General features: G+C 70.9%; 3 protein-coding genes, 1 tRNA gene and 1 other RNA gene. 1 reads left to right on the top strand and 4 read right to left on the bottom strand.

The genetic code is table 11. The features are described from left to right. The 3 genes from BN10_RS14370 to BN10_RS14360 form a co-directional block, all read right to left on the bottom strand. A partial coding sequence (locus tag BN10_RS14370; protein WP_040752001.1) for a LytR C-terminal domain-containing protein occupies window positions 1-319 on the bottom strand: 319 nt, incomplete at its 3' end. A 9-nt stretch (window positions 320-328) separates the two neighbouring features. Then, a complete protein-coding gene (locus BN10_RS14365; protein WP_010851977.1) occupies window positions 329-628 on the bottom strand; it encodes a type II toxin-antitoxin system VapB family antitoxin in 300 nt (99 codons plus the stop codon). A gap of 110 nt (window positions 629-738) precedes the next feature. After that, window positions 739-827, bottom strand: a tRNA-Ser gene (locus BN10_RS14360). Window positions 828-891: 64 nt separating this feature from the next. Between BN10_RS14360 and ffs the strand changes: the two genes are divergently transcribed. Beyond that, an RNA gene (gene ffs, locus BN10_RS16500) (signal recognition particle sRNA small type) lies at window positions 892-988 on the top strand. A gap of 23 nt (window positions 989-1011) precedes the next feature. On the opposite strand, the gene BN10_RS14355 is transcribed toward ffs, so the two are convergent. Next, window positions 1012-1780, bottom strand: a 769-nt coding sequence (locus tag BN10_RS14355; protein ID WP_233354326.1) for a GntT/GntP/DsdX family permease, incomplete at its 5' end; no start/stop codon positions are given.

Genomic DNA, 1780 nt, shown 5'->3' with positions numbered 1-1780 from the left:
CCCGCGGGTCGTTGGCGACCGTCTTGACCGCGAACGAGCGCAGGCTGAGGGTGGTCGCGGTCTTGGCCGCGAGGCCGGGGCGGGTGGTCGCGTTGTAGACGTTCACCACGACCTGCTGCGGCCGCAGCGGGGCCTTGGCGGACGGGCACGGCGGCAGGGCCTGGACGTCGACCGCACCGTCGTCGCCGATCGCGCCGGAGTACACCGCGTAGCCCACGCCGCCGGCGACGATCAGCACGACCAGGACGACGACCAGCGTCACGCGCTGGCGGTGGCGCTTGCGGGCGCGCCAGGTGGACGCCTGCTCGATGTAGGCCACGGCGGGTCGTCAGCCGTCGATCACCAGGACGCGGGCGTGCAGCACGGGTCGTTGCTGCAGCGCGGCCCGCAGCGCTCGGTGCAGGCCGTCCTCCAGGTACAGCACGCCGCCGTACTCCACGACGTGCGCGAAGAGGTCGCCGTAGAAGGTGGAGTCCTCGGACAGCAGGGCGTCCAGGTCGAGGACGCGCTTGGTGGTGACCAGCTCGTCGAGCCGGACCTGGCGCGGCGGGACGTCCGCCCAGTCCTTGGGCGTGGTCAGCCCGTGGTCCGGGTAGGGGCGCGAGTCGCCGACGCCTTTGAAAATCACGGCACGATCCTACGGCCAACGGCCCGGCATGCCGCGGGTTGCGCGGCCGGTGACCGCGCACGGGCCGCGGACGGTGAAGGGCCCGGACGACGTCCGGGCCCTTCACCAGCTGGCGGAGGATAGGGGATTTGAACCCCTGAGGGTGATTAACCCAACACGATTTCCAATCGTGCGCACTAGGCCACTATGCGAATCCTCCGCGAAGGAGGATACCGGAGCCGACGGGCCCGCCGGACCACGGCCGGTGCCCCTGTAGAGTGGTCGCCGACCCCTCGTGCGGCGTCATCTCGCTGAACTCCCCCAGGGCCGGAAGGCAGCAAGGGCAGGCGAGCTCTGTCGGGTGCGCGAGGGGTCGCTCACGTCCGGGGCCGGCGTCCCGGGCGTCAGGTGAACAGCGACAGGACGAGCACGATGATGATGCCGGTCACCGAGATGACGGTCTCCATGATCGACCAGCTCTTGATCGTCTGGCCGACGGTGAGGCCGAAGTACTCCTTGACCAGCCAGAACCCGGCGTCGTTGACGTGGCTGAAGAACAGCGACCCGGCGCCGATGGCGAGCACCAGCAGGGACGTCTCGCCGGTCGACATCGACTCCGCGACCGGCGCCATGATCCCGGAGGCCGTGATGGTGGCGACCGTGGCCGAACCGGTGGCCAGCCGGATCAGCACCGCGACCAGCCAGGCCAGCAGCAGCGGCGAGATGCTGCTACCGGCGATCGCGTCGCCCAGCACCTTGCCGATCCCGGTGTCGACCAGCACCTGCTTGAAGCCGCCACCGGCGCCGACGATGAGCAGGATGCCGGCGATCGGGCCGAGCGAGGAGCCCAGCGACGCCGAGATCTGCTCGCGGTCCATGCCGGAGCCGCGGCCGAAGGTGAACATCGCGACGATCACGGCGAGCAGCAGCGCGATCAGCGGGGTGCCGATGAAGTCGAGCGCGATCTGGCCCGGGTTCTGCTCGTCGTCCACCACGATGTCGAGCAACGACTTGCCGAGCATGAGCACGACGGGCAGCAGCACCGTGGCCAGCGTGACGGCGAAGCTCGGACGCCGGACCGGTCGGGCCACGGCGGTGCCGTCGCCGTCCGCGTCCCGGCTGTCCGTGGCGGTGCCGGTGGTCCCCGCGGTGGTCCCCGCGGTGGTGCCCGCG

It is taken from the genome of Phycicoccus elongatus Lp2 (assembly GCF_000367525.1).
GTDB classification, from domain to species: Bacteria; Actinomycetota; Actinomycetes; order Actinomycetales; family Dermatophilaceae; genus Phycicoccus_A; species Phycicoccus_A elongatus.
The sequence above is the reverse complement of the archived record's forward strand: the minus strand, read 5'-3'. Positions and strand labels throughout refer to the sequence as shown.